A 19,519-nucleotide genomic window follows, 5' to 3' on the forward strand; every position below is an offset into this window, starting at 1 on the left:
GCCGATCACGCCGTCGCGGCCGTCGCGGGCTCGGAGTTGCTTTCCGTGGCCCCCTCGCCCTCGGTGGGCTTGCGGCGCCTGCGCCGACGACGCGCGGGACGGTCGGCCGTCTCGGTGTCACCCGCACCGCGGTCGTGCGCGGTGGCGGCATCGGTGTCGGCTGTCGCGTCCGACGGGGTGTCGTTGTCGGAGGTTCCGCTGTCGGGCACGTCACCGGTGGCCTTGCGCCGTCTGCGCCTGCGGCGTGCGGGCTTGTCGGCGTCCTCGGCCGTCTCCGACACCGGCCGGGCTTCGTCGCCGGCTTCGTCGCCGGTCTCATTCGGCTCGACGCTGTCGATCGGCTGGCCGCCGCGAGTGCGCCTGCGGTTGCGCTTGCGCGGCGCCCGGGCGCCGCGCTCCACCACGACCGCGTCCGGGTCGCGTTCCGGCTTCGGCGTGCGGACCACGCCGGTCACGCCTTCCGGAATGCCGAGGTCCGAGTGCAGGTGCGGTGAGCGCGAATACGTCTCGACCGGATCGGGGATGCCGAGGCCGAGTGCGGTGTTGATCGAGGACCAGCGGTTCAGTTCGTCCCAGTCGATCAAGGTCACCGCGACACCGGTGCGGCCGGCTCGGCCGGTGCGGCCGATCCGATGCACATAGGTCTTCTCGTCCTCGGGGCACTGGTAGTTGATGACGTGCGTGACGTCGTCGATGTCGATGCCGCGCGCTGCGACATCGGTCGCGACCAGCACGTCGATCGTGCCCTTGCGGAACTTGGTCAGCGCCTTCTCGCGGGCGATCTGACCGAGGTCGCCGTGCACCGCGCCGACCGCGAAGCCGCGCTCGGACATGTCGTCGGCCACCTTCTGCGCGGTGCGTTTGGTCCGGGTGAAGACCATTGTGGCGCCCCGGCCCTCCGCCTGTAGCACACGGGCGATCAGCTCGCTCTTGTCCAGCGCGTGCGCACGGTAGACGAACTGAGCGGTGCGTTCGTGTATGGCGGAGTCGTGCGGTTCCTCGGCCCGGATGTGTGTCGGGCGGGTCAAGAAGGTGCGTGCCAGCGTGATGATCGGCCCGGGCATGGTCGCCGAGAACAGCATCGTCTGGCGCTTGTCCGGGACCATCCCGAGAATGCGTTCGATGTCGGGCAGGAAGCCGAGGTCGAGCATCTCGTCGGCCTCGTCGAGTACCAGCACGCCGACCTTGCCGAGAATCAGGTGTTGTTGGTCGGCGAGGTCGAGTAGTCGGCCGGGGGTGCCGACCACCACGTCGACGCCCGAGCGCAGCGCCTGAATCTGTGCCTCATACGGGCGGCCGCCGTAGATCGATGCGACGCTCAGCGGACCCTGGTGATTGGTCAGGTATTTACCTGCATTTTCCAGGTCCTGGGTGACCTGGATGCACAATTCCCGGGTCGGCACGATGACCAACGCCCGGGGCGTACCGTCCAGCGGTGTCGTGCCGGATTCGGCGGTCGCGATCCGGTGCAGCAGTGGCACGCCGAATCCGAAGGTTTTTCCCATGCCGGTGCGGGCTTGGCCGATGAGATCCTCACCGCCGAGCGCCAGCGGGAGGGTCAGTTCTTGAATGGCGAAAGTACGTTCGATACCGATCTCGCCGAGTGCGCGGACGATTTCGTCGCGAACTCCCAATTCTGCGAAAGTCGGGGCGGTATGCGTTGCGTCCAGTTCGGCCGTCAACAGGGTATCCGCCAGTCCCGGTTCCTGATCGACTGTGATCTTGCTCAGGTTCGTGCCTTCCTCGTAATCGCGTCACGCGCGCACGAAGTGGGGCGGACCGGCTGGTCCGCGACAACCACGACCCCGCCTGCGATACTCACCCGGCCACGCTCTGGATGTCGTGCCGGCCGTGAAAAACGGCGGCTACCTCGAAAGACATCGGCGCGGCGCACTGGTGACGCGGATCTGGTGCGCGCACATTTTCTTGTCCAACGAAAACCTCGGACCCGAAACCGGTCGGCGTTCGTGACGCGTTCCCGCGATGTTCGCGGGCATGGCATCCGGCAACTCTCTCAGGTGGGAATTTTCGCTGTCCGCAGAGATTGTAGCGTGATAATGTGCGCGGCTCGAATTGTCGACAGGGTGCGTTGCCGAATTTCCCGCAAGCCGGCGCGCGCTTTCGTGCCGAATCGTGCCGACGTACACTGCGCCACATGGTAATTCATCCGGCGCGGCAAATCTGGACCACTCTCGAGCCGGTCCATGATGTCGTGTATTTCGGGGCCGGCGTCAAGGAGGCGGGCGTCGGGATCGGGCTGCGTGGTTACTGGCAAACCTACTTCGCCTTCCGTGCCGCGCCGCTCGGCGCGGTGACACCCGCCACGGTGCAGGCCGCCTTCGCCGGATTTCATCCGGACATGGTGCGCAGGGCGCTGCCGGAGGCGTGGGAACGAGCCAACCCGCAGCGCTGCCTCGACGCCAGGCTCGCACTCGCCACCGGGCTGCTGCGCGGCCTCGGCGCCGCCGTGGCGGATTGCGCTCGCGCGGTCGAACTGCTCGCGCCTGCGCGGAGCGCGGCCGACGCGACCGGTCGCGTGTTGTTCGCCGCGAATGCGGCGCTGCCGTTGCCCGCTGACCCGGTAGCCGCGCTGTGGCAGCTGGCCACCGCGTTGCGCGAGCACCGCGGTGACGGCCATGTCGCGGCTCTGGTCACGCGCGGCTTGACCGGATGGCAGGCGTTGGTTATGCAGGTGGCGGCGGGGAAAGTGCCTGAGTCGGTGCTGCGGCCTGCGCGCGGAGTTTCGGAAACGGAGTGGTCGGACACTGTCGACGAGCTGCGGGCCAGGGGATTGATCGAGGGCGAGCCACTGGCTCCCGTTCTCACCGGCAGCGGCGCCGAATTGTTGGCGCGGGTGGAAGCCGACACCGACGAGGCGGCGTGGACCGGCGCGCTCGCCGTACTGTCCGCGGACGCGGTCGCGGAGTTGACAACTTCGCTCGCGCCTCTGGTGCGGAGCGCGCGCGAGGGCATGGTCGCGCCGGTGCAGCGGATTGCTTCGGGGGAGCGCTGAGCGCATCCGGGACTTGCCTGTTACCGCCGGTACCGGCATGTGCGACATTCTTCGGTGTGACCCTCGCAGACACTGTCGCCACCGCCGTCCGCAATGCCTGGGCATTGACCTTCGGCTCCGGCATCGAGGCGCCGGACCGCACCGCGTCGACGGTGCTGTGGGACATGCCGCATCGTCGACTGCTCCGGTTCGAGGACGCCGACGGTATCGCGCCGGTCGACGGTTCGGCCGTACTGCTGGTTCCGCCCCTGGCCGCACCCGCCACCTGCTTCGACCTCCGGCCCGACCAGAGCCTTGCCCGATTCCTGCTGGCGACCGGTCGCCACCCGTATGTCATCGACTACGGCGAGATCACCTTCGACGACCGGCGCATGGGTTTCGAAGACTGGATCGACGACATCCTGCCCGAGGCGGTGCTGCGGGTCAGCGCCGACCGTGCCGGGCGTCCCGTCGATCTGGTGGGGTGGTCGATCGGCGGCACACTTGCCTTGCTGGCCGCGGCGGCACATGCCGAACTGCCGATTCGGTCCATCACCGCTGTCGGCTCGCCGCTGGATTACGATGAGATGACCGGCATCCCACAGCTGCGTAAGGTCGCGAAACTCACCGGGGGACTGGTCACTTCGATGGTCATCCGCGCGGCCGGAGGTGTGCCCGCACCGCTCACCAGGATCGGTTACAAGATCACCGCGCTGGACCGTGAACTCACCCGCCCATGGTTCGTCGCGAGCAATATCACCCGCACCGAGACGCTCGCCAGAATGGAGGCGGTCGACCGCTTCATGGCCGAAATGCCCGGCTATCCGGGCCGTTTCTACGGTCAGCTGTGGGGCAGGCTGATCCTGAACAACGACATCGGCCGCGGCATAGTCCGGCTCGGCGCCCGCCGGATCGAGTTGGCGAAGGTCACCGCGCCCGTCCTGCTGGTCGGCGGGCCCGACGACGTGATCACTCCAGCCGCCGCCGTGCGGGCGGGTACCCGGACGCTCGACGGTTCGGCCATGGTTCGCTACGAAACGGCGCCGGGCGGGCACCTCGGCATCCTGGCCGGACCTGCGGCACGGGACACGACATGGAGTTACCTGGACAAATTCTTGGCCGAGACGGCGTGATCGGAGCGGAGTACTACGCTGGGGCGCATGGGAGCACAGTCACCTGCCGCGTTAGGTGTTTCGTCGACCGACCCAGCAAACCTCTCCATCCCCGCCAGCCACCCCGGCGTGACCGACCTGTTCGCGGTTCTCGCCTACGGTGAGATCTCCGCGTTCTATCGGCTGGCCGAGGAGGCCAAGCTGTCACCGTCGCTGCGCGGCAAGGTGGCCGTGGCCACGATGGCCGCCGCCGAGATGGAGCACTTCAAGACGCTCGAGTCCGCGCTCGCCGAGCGTGGCGCCGACATCTTCGAGGCCATGGCGCCATTTGTGCGGGCGCTGGACGCGTTTCACGCCTCGACCGATCCCTCGACGTGGCTCGAGTCGATGGTGAAGTTCTATGTGGGTGACGGCATCGCCGCCGACTTCTACACCGAGATCGCCGGAGTACTCACGCCTGAGGTCGCCGCAGTGGTCCGTGATGTGCTCGCCGAGACCAACCATTCGGAGTTCGTGGTGGAAGAGGTCCGTCGCGCCGTCACGGCCAGTCGCGCCGAGCGCGATCGACTCACCCTGTGGGGCAGGCGCCTGCTCGGCGAGGCGATCACCCAGGCCCAATACGTGATGGCGCAGCGCGACGAACTCACCGATCTGGTTCTCACCGCCACCGGTGATCTCAACGGCATCGCCGCGCTCTTCGAGCGTATGCAGAACAGCTACGCCGAACGCATGGCGGTGCTCGGCATCTGATACCTGGTGCGGGTGCGGTGCCGTCCTGCGGCTCTTGACGTTTCGCAGCGGCGATCGCGTGGTGCTCGCCGTGCGGATTGTTACTCGTTCACCGCACGGTTGGGGACCAGACGCAGGCCTGGCGAGTGGATGCGGGCGCGGTCGGCCAGCCAGACGATGAGGCTTTGATCACGATCGGCCTCCAGTGTCTCGAAGGGTACGTCGATCGGCCCGTGGACGGGATGGTCGAGACGCAGGATCCCGGAGACGGCGGCGCCGACCTGCTGTGGCTTCCACCGCTGCGCGAAGTCCGGGTGGCGGTGCAGCGTCTCGATGGTCTCCAACAGCGAATTATCGCCTGGCCAGCGCAATTTGGCGCGGCGTAGTACGGCGGAGAAGATATCGGCGGCCTCGTCCCAGTTTCGCAGGACGCGCCGTGCGGCCGGATGCGTGAAGGTGTACTCGGCCAGGTTGGGCTGATCGTCGCCATCCAACAGGCCGAGCGGGGCGACCAGGTCGGCCCATGCCTTATTCCAGCCGAGCACGTTCAGCCGACGGCCGACCACGAACGCGGGTGTCGGGTGCAGTGCGTGCAGAATTGTCTCGATCGTCTCGGCAATTCGTTCCTCCGCGGATTCGCTGCCAGGGCAGCGGGATTCGTTTCCGGAGGCCAACGCGAGCAAGCTGAAATGATGGCGGCCCTCGCCGTGCAACAGCAGCGCGTCGGCCAAGGCTTCGATGACCGCGCCAGACGGGTTGGTGTCGCGGCCCTGCTCCAGCCGAGCCAGGTAGTCGGCGCTGACGCCCGCGCGGACGGCGACCTCCTCGCGGCGCAGGCCGGGCGTTCGGCGCCGACCGCCCCCGGGCATCCCGATATCCGACGGCCGCAGTTCGGCGCGCCGTGCGATGAGGAATTCCGCGAATCCGTTACGAGCCATGTCTCCCATCGTGCCCTGTCCCGGGACTGTTAGCCGCGCCCTGGCAGGTCCAGGATAACCGCGGTCTGGTTAACGGACCGCGGTCCGGCAATCGTCGACCGCATGACAACTTCGGAATCCACTACTGCCAGCCAGCTGCTGAAGACCGGATCGTGGGCGCTGGACGCCGCACACTCTTCGGTCGCGTTCACCATTCGTCACCTCGGCATCTCCAAGGTGCGCGGCGGGTTCACCCGGTTCGAGACCGACTTCGTGGTCGACGAGTCCGGGGCTGTGTCGCTAGGCGCGACAATCCACCTCGACTCGTTCGACACCGGGAATGCGGATCGGGACGCGCACATCCGCAACGCCGACTTCCTCGACGTCGCCAACCGTCCCACCCTCACCTTCCATGCGACCCACCCCGTCGTCGTCGCGGAGACCTTCGAAGTACAGGGCCAGGTCACGCTCGGTGCGGTAACCAAGCCGGTCACCCTGGAGGTCGAGTGGGGCGGTCTCCAGGAGTTCGGCCCGTCCGGCGACCGGCACGCGGGCTTCTCGGCCACCGGCACCATCAAGCGGACCGATTTCGGCGTCGGCGGCCTGATGCCCGGCATGCTCAGCGACACGGTGAAGATCGAACTGGAGATCCAGTTGGTCGAGCCGAAATAAGACCTGTGGACGGACCGCCGGGACGGTGTTCGCGAAAGGCGAACACCGTCCGGCCCGATCAGCCGACATGATCTTCGAGTACCCGGCATCGCGACTGATTTCGCAGGTACACACGTAACTCGTCGGGTACGCGCAGCACGCGAGTGGCACAGACGCAGGGCCTGAACGCAAATCCCGCGCCACCTGACCGGCACAGTCTGAATACTCGCAGCGGCGGACTGGCACTAGCCTTGGATCGACAGCACAGGACTCTTAGGTTCGGAGGTTGACCGTGGAGGTCAAGATCGGTATTTCGGATAGCCCGCGCGAACTGGTGATCAACAGCGCGCAGTCCCCGGACGAGGTCGAAAAGCTGGTGTCCGGTGCATTGAGCGGTGACAACGGCGTCGTGTCGCTCACTGACGAGAAGGGCCGGAAGTTTCTGATCCAGGCTTCGAAGGTCGCCTACGTCGAGATCGGCACGGCCACCGGCGGCCGGGTCGGATTCGCCGCAGTCTGATCCCAGCCTCCGGCCCACACGCATCGAGCCCCTGTTTCCCGATCGCTCGGGGACAGGGGCTCGTTCGTCGATGCGACGCTCAGGCGATCGGGTGCAGCGGCACGTGCTTGAGGCCGCCCCACGCCAGCTGAACGGTGGTGTCGACCGCCTCTTCCTTCGGGATCGGCCGATCGGCCTCGAGCCAGTAGCGTGCCGTGAACTGACTCGCGCCGACCAAACCGACGGCCAGTATGCGCGCACGGTATGGGTCCAGACCCGAGTCGTGCGCCACCAGGTCGAAGACCGCGTCCACACAGGACTCGGTGGCCTGCTCGACCCGGCGCTGCACCTGCGGCTCGCTGGTCAGATCGGACTCGAAGACCAGGCGGAATCCCTGCATCTCGTTGTCCACGAAATCGAAGTAGGCCTGCACCGCCGCGCGCACGCGTTGCTTGTTGTCGGTGGTCGACCGCAGCGCCTGCCGGACGCTGGACACCAGGATGTCCACATAGTTCTGCAACACCGCCAGGTACAGCTCCAACTTGCTGCTGAAGTGTTGGTACAGCACCGGCTTGCTCACGCCCGCGCACTGCGAGATCTCGTCCATCCCCGCGGCGTGGTAACCGCGTTGCACGAAGACTTCGCTTGCCGCCAGGAGGAGCTGCTGACGTCTCTCATCGCGCGGAAGCCGGGTACCGCGTTTGGCGCGTGCCATGGCCTCGGACGACGATCTGCGGGACGTCATCCGGTCCACGAGGTCAGTCATTTCGGCTCTCCCAGTCGATTCCCCGGCAAAAGGGGTGTGCACCGGGTTATCCCATGAACGATACCCGTTAGTCGCCTGCCCGCAGATCGGGGCGGGGCAACTGGTGCCACCTGAGGACAATTGTCGCACCGAAGCAGGTCCTCCTGTGCCCGTCGGTGGGGGCTTCCGCGCTGTGAGACGCTGGTCTTTGTGACCGACCGACCGGAGCGACCGTCCGGCGGGAGGCGCACAGCGCGCCACCCGGCTGGCTCCGGCACGTCCGGTTCCGTAGGGTCGGACGCCGTGGCGAGAACCGGCCCAGACGCACTATCGGGCACACCGGCTCGACCCGACACCGCGAAGCGGTGGGGAGTCGGTAGTCGATTATCCGGCCGCGGTGCGGCCGCCGAGAATCAGAAGCGCTCGACTCGCATCCCCGAACCGCCTGAGCAGCAGCCTGATTCGAAGCAGGCACCCGCCGATGACGACGGCGTCGAGATCTACGATCCACTCGGCCTCTACCGCACCGGCAACGGATCGCACCAACCGCTGCGCGCCCACTGGGATCCCACCGCCCAGGCCGAGGGGCGGGTGCGGGCCCGCCCCGAACGGGACGCGAAGAAGCAAAGTGCGCTCGGCAGATTCGTTTCCACCTACGGCTGGCGGGCGTACGCGCTCCCGGTGCTCTTCGTGATCACCGTGCTGGTGGTTGTGGACGCGGTCCGCGGCACCGACACCGCGGTCGTCGCGGGCGGCTCTCCCGGACTCGGACGACTGAGCTCGCGCGCCGCAACCGCGGGCATCATCGGCGCCCCGCCGGGGGACGGTCATTTTCCCACCGATCTGCCGACCGGGGCACTGCCCGAGGGGGGCGCGTTCGCCGAGACCGGCGCCGACACCTGGCGCATGGTGCGGGGCGGCACCGATCAGGTCGGCGTCGGGGCGGATGCGGTCTTCCGCTACACCGTGGAGATCGAGAACGGCATGGACACTTCCGGTTTCGGTGGCGACGAGTCGTTCGCCACCATGGTCGACTCCACGCTCGCCAACCCGAAGAGCTGGGCGCACGATCCGAAGTTCGCGTTCCGGCGGGTCGACCAGGGCGCCGTCGATTTCCGTGTCTCGCTCACCTCCCGCGAATCCAGCCGCAGGGAATGCGGCTTCGACATCCCGATCGACACCTCCTGCTACAACGCCAACAGCCGCAGAGTCGTACTCTCCGAGGTCCGCTGGGTGCGGGGCGCGCTGGCCTTCGACGGAGACATCGGGTCGTATCGGCAATACCAGATCAACCACGAGGTGGGCCACGCCATCGGCTACCACCAGCATCAGCCCTGCGAGACCGACGACGGCCTCGCGCCGGTGATGATGCAGCAGACCTTCGGAACCTCGAACAACGACATAGCCGCCCTCGACCCACACGGCGTCGTCCCGATGGACGGCAAGCGCTGTCGCTTCAACCCCTGGCCCTACCCGCGTGGGTAGTGCCGAATCCGGTGCGCGACGATAGAGCGCGGGAAGAACGGTTCGGTCGCCGGTGTTGCACTGATGAGTAGCCAGTAAGGGGCCGACTGTCGCTGCGATCGGCCCACGTGATTCGAGGAGTCCTGGACGTGTCATCACCGAAGTCCCTGCCGCCACTTGTCGCGCCGGCCGCGGAGCTGTCCAAGGACGAGGTCGCCCGCTACAGCCGGCACCTGATCATCCCGGATCTCGGCGTCGACGGGCAGAAGCGGCTGAAGAACGCCAAGGTGCTGGTGATCGGCGCGGGCGGCCTGGGCTCGCCCGCCCTGCTGTACCTCGCCGCCGCGGGTGTCGGCACCCTCGGCATCGTCGAGTTCGACGAGGTCGATGCCTCCAATTTGCAGCGCCAGATCATCCACGGCGAATCCGACATCGGCCGCCCGAAGGCCGACAGCGCGCGCGACTCGATCCTGGAGATCAATTCCGGTATCGACGTGCGACTGCACAAGATCCGGTTGGAGCCGGACAACGCGGTCGAACTGTTTCGCGAGTACGACCTCATCGTCGACGGCACCGACAACTTCGCGACCCGCTATTTGGTCAACGACGCCGCGGTACTCGCGGGAAAGCCCTACGTGTGGGGCTCGATCTATCGCTTCGAAGGCCAGGTCTCGGTGTTCTGGGAGGACGCGCCGGACGGCCGCGGCATCAACTACCGCGATCTGTACCCGGAGGCCCCGCCGCCCGGCATGGTGCCCTCATGCGCCGAAGGCGGCGTGCTCGGCGTGCTGTGCGCATCGATCGGATCGGTCATGGTGACCGAGGCGATCAAACTGATCACCGGCATCGGCGAGCCACTGCTCGGCAGGCTCATGGTGTACGACGCACTGGACATGAACTACCGGACGATCAAGTTGCGCCGCGATCCGGAGCGTCAGCCGATCACAGAACTGATCGACTACGAGGCGTTCTGCGGCGTGGTGTCCGAGGAAGGCCAGGCCGCGGCCGTCGGCGCGACGATCACCGCCCGCGAGCTCAAGGAACTGATCGACGCGGGCAAACCGATCGAACTGATCGATGTACGCGAGCCGGTCGAGTGGGACATCGTGCACATCGAGGGCGCCAAGCTGATCCCGAAGGACCGCATCCTGTCCGGTGAAGCCCTGTCCGAACTGCCACAGAACCGCCCCATCGTGCTGCACTGCAAGACCGGTATCCGCTCCGCGGAGGCCCTGGCCGCGCTCAAACGCGCGGGCTTCGCCGACGCCACCCATCTGCAAGGTGGCGTGATCGCGTGGGCCAACCAGGTGGATACATCACTGCCGGTGTACTAGCTGTGTTGGTTTGGCAGCGCCTGCGGCGCTGCGTGTTCGCGGCCCCTGTGTGGCTCGCGTCCGAGTGACCGCTGCTTGCGACTTCGTCGCGGGCGCATCGGTCGCTCGGAGGCGAGCCGGGCCGCGAACGGGCAATGCTAGGTCTTGCTTCGCTCGGAAATTGGGTGGGGTGCTGTGGTCGCCTCGGGGGCGCGTTGTCGATCTGTAGTGCTTGCGCGCTATGTGTTCGCGTTGTGTTTGCGGGTGTGGTTCGGCGTGGTGTGGTTGTTCCTTCGGGCTTCACCTCGTCGACCCGACCACGCGCTGGTGACGATGTGTTTCTTCGGGGGTTGGCACCTTGCTAGGTGATCGCGAGCGATCCGTGGAGTGTTCGCCTGAGTCTCATCTCGTCGACCCGCTCACCGGCTGGGGACGATGTGTCTCGCTCTGGCGGGGCGGCAACCGCCGGTAATCCGTCTGTCGATCGGCGGTGAGTAGGTGGGAACTGCGGGCCGGTAGGCGGGTAGGCATGGCGTCCCCATCGAGTGTTGCCTGCGCTCGCCGGCCGGGGAGCTACCGTGCTAGTCGCCGGGTAGGTACGGCGTTGTCCCTTGTGGAGATGCTGGAACTCAGGGCCTTTTCGACGCTTGGCGGACATTCTCGACGCTTCGCGACGCAGTTGTCGCACAGGCGGGGAATTACCAGCCACCTCACAGTTTGATCGACGCTATCAGCCAGCTTTCCTTCCTAGGGTCATGCTTGCTCCACATCCGTGGTGTCAGCAGGACAAGGATTGGATCAATCATGTTGGGAAGAAAGACCTCAACACGTCGGAAGTTGGCCGGAGCCGCCATCCTCGGCTCTTTGGTCGCGTTGCCCGCCGGCTTGGTCGCGGCCCCCGCGATGGCGGCTCCGGTGGCGCATACCGGCTGGAATCATGATCACGGATGGGATCGCGACTGCGACCACACGGGCAACTTCCGCTGGAATCCCGGCCGTGGCCACAACGAATGGAACGACTGCGACTTCGGTCGTGGCTACTGGGAATGGCACGGCTTCCGCGACGGGCATTGGGACTGGAGTTGGCATCACGGCCGCTGATCCGACCACCCCTGCGTGTGCTTCGAACCGACAATGGCGGCCCTGAGAGGTGGTGATCGTCTCGGTGTCGGGCAACAGCGCCAGGAACTTCGCGGGTAGCGGGTCGATGACGCACGACGCGACGACAGGCACGGTGACTCCCACACAGGGGCCGCGAACACGCGGCGCGGTAGGCGCTGCCAAACGATTACACCCCGGCGTGCCGAAGGCGCGCCTGATGAGACGGAGCGTTACGGTACGGCCGTGACTTCTGTGGAACCCCCCGAGCATGTGCGTGCCACGTTCGGTCTGCGCGAAGTGACCCCGGTTTCACTCGGTGACTGGGAGGGTGGCTGGCGTTGCGGGGACGTGGTGCTCAGTCCGGTCGCCGATCATGCGCGTGCGGCGTGGTCGGCGCGGGTGCGTGAGTCGCTGAAGGTGGACGGGTTGCGGGTGGCCCGGCCGGTGCGGGCTACCGATGGCCGCTACGTGGTGTCGGGCTGGCGTGCGGATACCTATGTGGAGGGTACGCCCGAGCCCCGGCACGACGAGGTCGTTTCGGTGTCGCTTCGCTTGCACGAAGCCACGGCGACGTTGGAGCGGCCGCGGTTTCTGGTGCAGCCGCCGGCCGCGCCGTGGGTGGATGTGGATGTGTTCGTCGCGGCGGACCGCGCGGCGTGGGAGGCGATGCCCTTGCACAGCCTCGATGCGGGTGGTGTGCCGCTGTCGACCTCGCCGGACGGCCGGCGCAGCATCGAGCTGATCGGTCAGCTCGCCACGTTGCGCAAGCCGTTGCGGACGCCGTCGCAACTGGTGCACGGTGACCTGTTCGGCACGGTCTTGTTCGCGGGTACGCACACCCCCGGCCTCACCGACATCACGCCGTACTGGCGGCCTGTGCCGTGGGCGGCGGGCGTGATCGTGGTGGATGCGCTGGCTTGGGGCGGAGCGGACGACGGTTTGCTGGATCGGTGGGCGGAGCTGCCGGAGTGGCCGCAGATGCTGTTGCGGGCGGTCATGTTCCGGCTCGCGGTGCACGCGCTGCACCCACGTTCCATGCCGGAGGCCTTTCCCGGTTTGGCGCGCACTGCCGACATGGTGCGGCTGACGCTCTGAATTCGGAATACTGCCGTTCGGAATGGCTGTGCGCGCAGTGCGATATCGAATTGCGCGGAGCTCGACGCCGCGGGTCGGGCCCGTGCTAAGTTTTGCCCAGTATCGCCGTCGGGGGTCTCTGCTGGGCTGGAGGCCGGTGCGGCTCGCGACGAGGGGTGAGGGATAGGGGCAGGTGAGAATTCAACCGAGGCAACAGATTCTGGATCTGTGGCGTTCGGTGCTGTCCGCGTCGTGGGATGGCGGTCAGTGGCGCTGGGGTGGTCGTGGACCGGCGAACTCGATCAGTGATTCAGAGCAGTTGCTGTGTCTGCTCTACCCGGCGACCGAGATCGAAAGCCTCGCACTGGATCGTCCCGACGGTATGGCCGATGACGTCAGTTCGGTGCTTTCGCCGTTCGGCGGTCAGACGAGGATCGGCACCGTCGTTGTCCTCTTGCTGGAGGAGTACATCTTCCGCAATACCCAGCGCGTGGGTCCGGACGGCGCACCCGACAGTTCCGGCGAACCGGACGGGAAGCCCCTGTTCGCCGGAGGCAGCTACCTGCGCTCCGCTGACGAGCGTGAACCCACTGCGGCGCAGCAGGATATCGAAGTCGTCGACGCGTATTCCATGTCGTTGACGCTGTGCCTCGCGGGGCTGCGTTTTCTCCGGGTTTATGAGGGGTGGGTGCGTGCGGAGGCGCGGACCAACCTGGCTGATCGGATCGAACGGCTCACCGAGCGGCTCAGCGTTCGACTCACCGCCGCGATGACCGGGCTGGTCCGCAGTTTCGTGGTCAAGACGGTCGCGCCGAAATCCGATGCGGGGCAAATAATGCTCGGCATGCTCAATCAGAGCGACCTGCCGGAGCGGGCGGTTGTCGAGGGCGTCACCCGCAGTCTGGAGCGGGTCCGGGCGCGGTTGCGCAACGACATCACGTTGGGCCAGACTCCGGACACCGAACTCGACGATGAGGATTTGCTGTTCGAATGCGGCTGGAGCTGGGGTTTGGTTCGGGAGGCTGCTCCGGTCGAATTCGTGGACGGCGATATCGCCAGAAAGCCGGGAATCGCCGATCCGCGCCCCTACCTGTACTTCACGGTGATCGCGCTGGACGGTATCAACGACCTGATCTCGCAGCGCACCAGGGAGCTGGACCTGCTCGACGAGCAGCAGTACCGGCTGGCCGAGGCATTGCGCATTCGCTGGGATCTGACCCAGCGCTATTGGTCGACGGTCGCCCGATTCGGTTCCGGCTCGTGGCCGTTGGAGGACATCCCCTGGCGCACCTCCGATGGCGAGGAATCGGACTATTTCAGTCTCATCGTGTCCGCGGTGCTGATCCAGGATCTGGTCAACCGCACGGCCTCGGACGACGACTTGACCAGAGCCGTCGCGATTTTCGACGAGCTCGCCAGACGCGGACGGATCATCCGCCGGACCACGCGCGACGATCCCGCGGTGGAAATGCACGCTCCTGGTGTTCGGTTGGGTTTGCGCGGCAGTGAGACCGTGGACGACGGGCCGCTGCTGCAGTGGGAGGTGTCGGATTTCGCGCCGGTGCTGTTGAAGCGCCTGTTGCAGGCGGCCCGGCTGTCTCGCAACATCACCGCCCGCGATCGGCTGATGGATCTGGCCAAGTCGACGATGGATCATCTGGAAGCGCGAATGATCAGCACCGGCGCCGCGTCCGGGCTCTGGGATGATCCCGCCGGTGCGTTCGGTAACGGGACGCCACGCGAGACCGAGCCATCCTGGTACATGACGGAGCGGGTGATCGAATGCCTGGTCACCGCCGACCGGACCTTCCGCGAGCCGCCGCTGACCTCGCCCGCGATGGTGGTGCGCGCGGTCGAATTGCTCAACGAGGCCGAGCATCTGCTCAACCAGGAGATGCTCGGCGTCAGTATCGACGATTTCTCGGAGCACCGGATCACCCTCGACCGGGTGGAGGAGCACCTCGAACAGGCCAGGCAACTGGTGGTGCGCAGACAGGCGGGCACCGCGTTCGTGCTGGCCGCCGACGCGCTGCGCGAACTGCATCGTCTGGCCTATGCCCGAATGGACGCGACAAGGAGCACGTGACCGCATGATCGTGTTCGCGACCTCCGACAAAGGCGGCACCGGACGTTCGGTGACCAGCTGCAATCTCGCCTACCGGCTGTGCCTGAGCGGCATGAGCGTGGCATACCTCGATTTCGACTTCGGTTCGCCAACCGCGGGCGCCCTATTCGAGATCGGCTCCCTGGAGCGGGGAACGCCCGATCGGGACGGGCTGCACGAATACCTGCTCGGGAAGAACGGGATCGCCCGGCAGATCGACGTGCGTGCCAAAACCGATCGCGGTGGCCTGCGCAAGATGCGGACCAGGACCGGACGGCTCGTGCTGTTTCCCGGTGATGAAGGTGGCGCCGAGTTCGACAGCCTCAACGACGACGTGGTCAAGCGTTGCGCTGAACTGCTTGTCGGTCTCGAACAGGAATTCAAGGTCTGTTTCGTGGATCTGAGCGCGGGCCGCTCGCTGGCGATGGAGTTGGTCCTGCGCGCGACGGCGGCGCCGCAGCTGGCCTCGAAGACGGTGCGCTGGCTGGTCTTCCACCGCTGGACCCGCCAGCACATCTTGGCGGCGAGCGGATTGGTGCACGGGCCGCACGGGTTGTTGGAGACCGGCAGCCAGTGGAAACACGATCCGAAAAAGCTTCTCGCGAACATCCGCTACGTGCGTACCGCGGTGCCACAATTGAACGATATGATCGGCGGTCCAGGCGCGGCGCAGGTCAAGTGGTTGCAGGAACAGAATGGAGCATTGGTCACGTTGGCCGGGAAGAACCGGCTCGGCGCGACATCCTTGCTCGGCAAGACCCCGGTGGAGCCGGTGCTGCAATGGCGCGAGCAGATCATTCTCGATGCCGATGTAGCCAACAGTATTGCCAACGAGGACACCGCCGCGGCGTTCAACCAGCTTGCCGGTCGCCTCGTGCACGCCGCGACCTGGGAATAGATCCGCACTCGCCGACGCTGTGCGAAAGCGCCATCCTGGAAGGGTTTTCGATCACCAGTGGACCACGTAGCAGGTTATAGCGAGGCGGCCGAGCAGGCGCGGGTCGCCAAGGTTCCGTTGTCCCACCTGTCCATCGAGGTCGGACACTTCTACATGAACGATCTCTGCAACGGCGAGGATCGTATCCGCGCGCAGTTCCGCAAGATCGCTCCGCTGGTCACCGCCTTTACCGCGGCGGCGCAAGCCGAGTTCGGGCCGCGCGCGCGGGTGAGCACCTGCTTCCTGATCGACGACTATTTCCGGCATGACACCGATCCAGCCGAGATCCTCGGCACACTGCTCGCCACCGCCGCGGAGTGTGGCGTGCGGATCGACTATCTGGCTCGCGAGGCGGGCTGCTGGGAGACGCCGTCGGGCTCGGCCGGTGAGCACCGCATCCAGTTGGCCGAGATGGTCGCCGCACGCATCGTGGCCGAACCGCCGGAGGGGTCGAACGGGCGCCGCCCGCCCACCGCGGAGTCGGGCTGGCTGTGCAACGGCCGTCGCGCCTCCGACGACGAGCCGGGCCAGGCCATGCATCGCTCGCCCTACGAGCCGCCGGAGGAGTTCGGCCGACGCGAGCATTCGATCTTCCTCGATGTGCAGATGTGGGCCAAACAGACCAAGAAGGTGAACGGGCGGGCCGAGGTGCACACCAAATGGTCGTGCCCGTTCCTGGCGTCGATTTGGCAGTTGCTGCGGCTCGGAATGCTGCGCTATGACGGTGAACCGATCGTGAATCCGCAGCTGTGGCGTCCGGAGGACGGCTGGCCGCAACAGTGGTGGGAAATGCCCGCCGTGGTGAAACTCAATCCGCGAGCCACTCCGTTCGCCGCCTATCGCTCGCTGTCGTTGCTGCCGCAGCGGTACTTGGGAATCGAACACGCGGTGCGGGTGATCCTGGATCACATCGATCTCGAAGAAGAAGTGGTCGACCAGATCATCGAGCGAGGCAAGAACGAGGACATCGCGATGACGGTGCCGCGCAAGGCGACCGAGCGGATGAGCCACGTGCTGCTGGATGGTTCCTGATATGGACGCGGCAACGGACTCCTGTTCCGACGCCCACCGGCCCGCGCATGGCGAGCGGCTGCGCCGGTTGGCGGCAGTGGCGCGTGCCAGACGCGACCGTCGGCCGGTTCGGCAGCCTCCGCTGGCGGGTAGGTCCGCTCGCTCGAGTGACGAAAAGCCCATAGCGTCAGCACCTTCCGGCAACGCACCGCTGATCCTGCTCGGGGAGGTCCGCACCTGCCTGGTACCGGATTCGACTGCGCTCGGCCGTGACATGCTGGAGGAACTACTCGCACTGATCCCGGGCCGACGGATGCGGTGGCGGGAGCGGCCGACCACGCTCGCCACCTCGCCGACCACCGCTGTCGGGGTGGATTGTCAGCTGGCCACCCGACCCGGCGGCGGTGTCCGCGCGGTCGGGACGGTGGCGACCAACGCGCTGGTTTTCGGTGGACGAGTGCTACAGAGTTCGGTGCACACCACGGTCGTTCCGGCCGAGGCGAGTAATCGGCAGACCTGGTCGCACTATCTGACCCGAGTCGGGGTGATGGAGGTGATCTCGCGGGTCACCGCCGCGACCGGCGCCGAGCTGGCCAACACTTTTCTCGCCGCGGGGGAGCAGCCCGACGGCACGCTGGATCTGGCCTCGATCAGCCAGCGGCTGCTCGCCAGAATCCGGATGGACATGCGGCTCGACCAGCACCCGCCGATGCAGACGCGGACGGCGCGCCTGCGCTGGGCCGCGCGGATCGCCGATGTGCCGCAGCCGATGCTGACCTTCCAGCTCCAAGACGAGTTGGTGCGCACGGTGCTGGTGACCGTGCGCGACGAGTCGGAACTCGCTGTGGCGCATCGCTTCTGCGAGGAGCTCGCGTTGCACGACTGGCTGCTCACGGTCGCCGACTCGGTGGTCGAGGAGGCCGATCTCTACCCGCCGTCCAGCCCGGAGTCCGCCGAGCTCATCGCGCCCCTGATCACCCATCTGGCGCACCTCTGGATGCCCGGCGCGCATGCGCCCGCGCCGTTGCGCGGGCTATGGAAGCAGCTGGATCACGAACCCGGTTTCACCCGGGAATGGCAGGCACGGGTGGGCCAACTGCGCGACCGGATGTCGGTGGCGATACTGGCCGCCATGCGGCCCTCAGCGATCAACACCCCGGATTGACCTCCGGCCTACCTACAGTCGAAACCATCGGCGGACGAGCAGCGCGAAAAAGACCGAGGTGGAGACGATCCCGGCGTACGCCTCGAGGATGAGCACGGGGCGGCCGACGCGGCCGACCTCCTCGAGGTCGCCGAGCCCCAGTGGATTGAGGAAGTTGATCAGGCACATGTGCAGCGATGTGGTGATCGAAATGGGCGTGGCAAGCCACAGTGCGATGGTGAACACAAGCAACTGCGCGGCGATCCAACCGAGTAGCTGGAAGGGACGATAGCCATAGCCGCACAACAGATCCGAGGCCCAGCCGGGACTCCGGCGCCAGGCCGGGTAGGTCGCCGACCGGCGCGCTCTGGCCAGCGCGAGGCCGCAGCGGTCCTGTGCGTCGATATCTTCATTGAGCGCATGCAGACCGGAAGCGCGCAGAAAGGCCATGGCCGCGTGTCCTGGGAGAAAGCTCTTGACCCGTTGACCGGGCCGCTCGGCCGCAAGGAGATGGCGACCGAGCTTTTCGTAGGTATCGGCCAACCGCATGTTCTGGGTGCGGCTCAGACGCAGCGGGCCGCGCAGTTCGACCTCCGCGGCCAGCAGTGCCATCAGTAACTCGATGTGCGCCCGCTGCAGGACCTCGTCCATCGCGGTGCTGGCGGCCTCAGCGGCGGCGTAGATATCGGAAAAGAGCAGGCTGTCACCGCGGTGCTTGACCTTCGAATGGTCGAACGCGGTGACCACCTTTTCGACGTGATTGTTGAACGAGTCGAGCAGTGGCTTCTCGTCCGGTTTTCTGGTCGCGGCACTCAACTCGTCGAGGTAGTCTGCGACTTCTTGGGCGTAGCCCGTGGCGTGTTGATCGATCCAGATGTCGGGCGAATTCCGGAATTGCACATGGGTGACCACGTCCTCGTGTTCGGTCATAGGCGTTCCTCCCCCGGGTCGGCGCATCAGCGCGCCGTGATATCCACCATAGCAACGGATTTCGTCATCTAATCGGGCCGTGAGCCGCGCTTGCGCCAGATGTTCGAGGTCGGATCGCTGATCGACCGGGCGCCGGGACGGTACTGGATTCGACAGACCAAGACGTCGCGCGGTTCACCCGCGCCGAAGTAGCGCTCCTCATGCCCGGTCCAGACGAACCCGGTCTTCTGGTACAGGTTCGACGCAGAGTGATCGGTGGGCCGGACAGTGAGGAACACATCGTCCACTTGGGCGACCTGGCAGCGGGCCAGCGCGCCGTTCAGGAGCGTACGTCCGTAACCGCGGCCCCGGCACTGGGGTGCGACGGCGAGCCCGATCACCCAGGCGTGCTGTGGCGAGCCGAGTGCCACCATCACATAGCCGCACACCGATCCGTCGAGATCGGCGACCACCCATTGTGTTCCGTGCAGATCGAAGAGCTGGCGCAGCGCGAAGTACGGGTACGCGAGGTCGGCGAATTCGGTCTGCTCGAGCGTGGCGATATTCGGAAGATCACCCAGCGTCGCAGACCGGAATACCGGCGCCGCGGCCTCGTTCGCGATTGTCACATGCTCACCTCTGTCGCCCCGTTGTGAGTTCGGCTTCCAGAGTAGAGCGCTGGTGTGGCGCGTGGGTGAAAAGCCATACACGGTGAATGTGATTCAGGCAGTGTGACTTTCGCCTAGACATGGAGCGGGCGTGCCGCGACCCACTCGAGGATGGGCATCAGCGAGTGGAGCGGCGTCCCGTGCGCGGT

General features: G+C 66.4%; 18 protein-coding genes. 13 read left to right on the forward strand and 5 right to left on the reverse strand.

The window, feature by feature from the left end; translation table 11 throughout:
• Positions 1-5: 5 nt before the first annotated feature.
• Positions 6-1,697, reverse strand: coding sequence for a DEAD/DEAH box helicase (locus AB0C34_RS00735; RefSeq protein WP_357068376.1), 1,692 nt, complete (start codon positions 1,695-1,697; stop codon positions 6-8).
• 458 nt (positions 1,698-2,155) lie between these two features.
• Here AB0C34_RS00735 and AB0C34_RS00740 point away from each other — a divergent pair, with 458 nt between their 5' ends.
• The 3 genes from AB0C34_RS00740 to AB0C34_RS00750 are packed head-to-tail and all read left to right on the forward strand — an operon-like array spanning position 2,156 to position 4,854.
• Positions 2,156-3,013, forward strand: a complete 858-nt coding sequence (locus AB0C34_RS00740; RefSeq protein WP_357065905.1) for a hypothetical protein — start codon at positions 2,156-2,158, stop codon at positions 3,011-3,013.
• A gap of 56 nt (positions 3,014-3,069) precedes the next feature.
• Positions 3,070-4,125 (forward strand): alpha/beta fold hydrolase, encoded by a 1,056-nt coding sequence (locus AB0C34_RS00745; RefSeq protein ID WP_357065908.1) that lies wholly within the window; start codon positions 3,070-3,072, stop codon positions 4,123-4,125.
• 27 nt (positions 4,126-4,152) lie between these two features.
• Positions 4,153-4,854 (forward strand): ferritin-like fold-containing protein, encoded by a 702-nt coding sequence (locus tag AB0C34_RS00750; protein WP_357065911.1) that lies wholly within the window; start codon positions 4,153-4,155, stop codon positions 4,852-4,854.
• An 80-nt stretch (positions 4,855-4,934) separates the two neighbouring features.
• On the opposite strand, the gene AB0C34_RS00755 is transcribed toward AB0C34_RS00750, so the two are convergent.
• A complete protein-coding gene (locus AB0C34_RS00755; RefSeq protein WP_357065914.1) occupies positions 4,935-5,771 on the reverse strand; it encodes a helix-turn-helix transcriptional regulator in 837 nt (278 codons plus the stop codon).
• A 102-nt stretch (positions 5,772-5,873) separates the two neighbouring features.
• Between AB0C34_RS00755 and AB0C34_RS00760 the strand changes: the two genes are divergently transcribed.
• Both AB0C34_RS00760 and AB0C34_RS00765 read left to right on the forward strand, forming a co-directional pair.
• The gene (locus tag AB0C34_RS00760) at positions 5,874-6,422 is read left to right on the forward strand and encodes a YceI family protein (protein WP_357065917.1); all 549 of its coding nucleotides are present in this window, start codon (positions 5,874-5,876) and stop codon (positions 6,420-6,422) included.
• Between the two features lie 271 nt (positions 6,423-6,693).
• Positions 6,694-6,921: a DUF3107 domain-containing protein gene (locus tag AB0C34_RS00765; protein ID WP_357068378.1), complete on the forward strand. Its 228-nt coding sequence runs from the start codon at positions 6,694-6,696 to the stop codon at positions 6,919-6,921.
• A 79-nt stretch (positions 6,922-7,000) separates the two neighbouring features.
• Here AB0C34_RS00765 and AB0C34_RS00770 read toward each other — a convergent pair whose 3' ends face one another.
• Positions 7,001-7,666 (reverse strand): TetR/AcrR family transcriptional regulator, encoded by a 666-nt coding sequence (locus AB0C34_RS00770; RefSeq protein WP_357065920.1) that lies wholly within the window; start codon positions 7,664-7,666, stop codon positions 7,001-7,003.
• Positions 7,667-8,143: 477 nt separating this feature from the next.
• On the opposite strand from AB0C34_RS00770, the gene AB0C34_RS00775 reads away from it, so the two are divergent.
• The 8 genes from AB0C34_RS00775 to AB0C34_RS00810 all read left to right on the forward strand — a co-directional run bounded on the left by AB0C34_RS00775 (position 8,144) and on the right by AB0C34_RS00810 (position 17,814).
• Positions 8,144-9,130 (forward strand): DUF3152 domain-containing protein, encoded by a 987-nt coding sequence (locus AB0C34_RS00775; protein ID WP_357068380.1) that lies wholly within the window; start codon positions 8,144-8,146, stop codon positions 9,128-9,130.
• Positions 9,131-9,258: 128 nt separating this feature from the next.
• Positions 9,259-10,443 carry an adenylyltransferase/sulfurtransferase MoeZ gene (gene moeZ, locus AB0C34_RS00780; protein ID WP_357065922.1) on the forward strand — a complete coding sequence of 395 codons (1,185 nt, stop codon included), beginning with the start codon at positions 9,259-9,261 and terminating at the stop codon, positions 10,441-10,443.
• A 783-nt stretch (positions 10,444-11,226) separates the two neighbouring features.
• Positions 11,227-11,523: a hypothetical protein gene (locus AB0C34_RS00785; protein WP_357065925.1), complete on the forward strand. Its 297-nt coding sequence runs from the start codon at positions 11,227-11,229 to the stop codon at positions 11,521-11,523.
• Positions 11,524-11,766: 243 nt separating this feature from the next.
• Entirely contained in the window at positions 11,767-12,618 is an 852-nt protein-coding gene (locus tag AB0C34_RS00790) for a TIGR02569 family protein (RefSeq protein ID WP_357065928.1), read from the forward strand.
• Between the two features lie 172 nt (positions 12,619-12,790).
• The gene (locus AB0C34_RS00795; protein WP_357065931.1) at positions 12,791-14,683 is read left to right on the forward strand and encodes an SCO2524 family protein; all 1,893 of its coding nucleotides are present in this window, start codon (positions 12,791-12,793) and stop codon (positions 14,681-14,683) included.
• 4 nt (positions 14,684-14,687) lie between these two features.
• Positions 14,688-15,599 (forward strand): SCO2523 family variant P-loop protein, encoded by a 912-nt coding sequence (locus tag AB0C34_RS00800; protein WP_357065934.1) that lies wholly within the window; start codon positions 14,688-14,690, stop codon positions 15,597-15,599.
• Between the two features lie 57 nt (positions 15,600-15,656).
• Entirely contained in the window at positions 15,657-16,670 is a 1,014-nt protein-coding gene (locus AB0C34_RS00805; protein ID WP_357065937.1) for an SCO2522 family protein, read from the forward strand.
• A 1-nt stretch (position 16,671) separates the two neighbouring features.
• On the forward strand, positions 16,672-17,814 hold the full coding sequence (locus AB0C34_RS00810; protein ID WP_357065940.1) for an SCO2521 family protein: 1,143 nt from the start codon (positions 16,672-16,674) through the stop codon (positions 17,812-17,814).
• Between the two features lie 12 nt (positions 17,815-17,826).
• On the opposite strand, the gene AB0C34_RS00815 is transcribed toward AB0C34_RS00810, so the two are convergent.
• Positions 17,827-18,723 carry a hypothetical protein gene (locus tag AB0C34_RS00815; protein ID WP_357065942.1) on the reverse strand — a complete coding sequence of 299 codons (897 nt, stop codon included), beginning with the start codon at positions 18,721-18,723 and terminating at the stop codon, positions 17,827-17,829.
• Positions 18,724-18,791: 68 nt separating this feature from the next.
• On the reverse strand, positions 18,792-19,331 hold the full coding sequence (locus AB0C34_RS00820; protein WP_357065945.1) for a GNAT family N-acetyltransferase: 540 nt from the start codon (positions 19,329-19,331) through the stop codon (positions 18,792-18,794).
• Between the last annotated feature and the right edge of the window lie 188 nt (positions 19,332-19,519).

It is taken from the genome of Nocardia sp. NPDC049220, assembly GCF_040647855.1.
Taxonomy (GTDB): Bacteria; Actinomycetota; Actinomycetes; order Mycobacteriales; family Mycobacteriaceae; genus Nocardia.